Genomic DNA, 807 nt, shown 5'->3' with positions numbered 1-807 from the left:
TATAAGAGACAGGTAATAAAAGAAGCACAGGACAAAATTAAAAAGGAGCCTGCTAATAAAGGTACTTTTCAATTTGAGATTGCCAGCGCAAATGCTCAGCAAGGCAAGCTCTTAACTGCTTTAGAGCAAATGGCTTTGATAGATGATGAGACGCTGAAACACTCTCCAGACTTTCTTGAAGAGCGGGCTGAAATCAAGTCACTTCTAGGTTTTGATAGTTCCGCAATTGAAGACATCGACAGAATTGAACGGAAAAATCAAAATTGGAAAACGTTCTGGCATCGTTCATTGATACTTCAACGTGCTGGCAAGATTGAACAAGCAAAAAACGATCTCAAAATAGCCGTTGCCGAGGCTGAACGGTTCACTGTCGGCGACAATTATCTTAGGGTATTGCTTGAATCGGCAAAGCAACATCAAATTAAAGCATTGGAGCCAGATCCGAAAAAAACAGAACAAATTCTCTCAATGCTTCGTTCGTTTTTGCGTTCTACTTCAGCCCCGACAATAATAGATACTTTGACCGTACTAGGACTTGACGAAAAGACTGCCGAGAAGAGATTGGACGGTGAAATCATCTTCTATCCGCTCTCCAGCAATTCGCCAATCAAGTACGTGACCATTACACCTGATGGTCATCAGATCCGTTTGTTTGTATATAGTGCAGCTTGCTTGCTCACTCCAGATTTGGTGAGAAAACAGTTTGATGCTGCTACAGAGCAAGAACTATGGCCGGGGAGCATGGGTGGCTGTGGTCCAGGCACCCTAACTCTTTATCGCAGAAACCCTAAACAGTCTGATCCAACG

1 protein-coding gene is annotated in these 807 nt (G+C 43.1%); it reads left to right on the top strand.

The genetic code is table 11. From position 1 onward, the window contains the following. A partial coding sequence (locus tag A0J57_RS26445; protein WP_161942160.1) for a hypothetical protein occupies positions 1 to 807 on the top strand: 807 nt, incomplete at both ends.

The organism is Sphingobium sp. 22B, from assembly GCF_001580035.1.
Taxonomy (GTDB): Bacteria; Pseudomonadota; Alphaproteobacteria; order Sphingomonadales; family Sphingomonadaceae; genus Sphingobium; species Sphingobium fuliginis.
The sequence above is the reverse complement of the archived record's forward strand: the minus strand, read 5'-3'. Positions and strand labels throughout refer to the sequence as shown.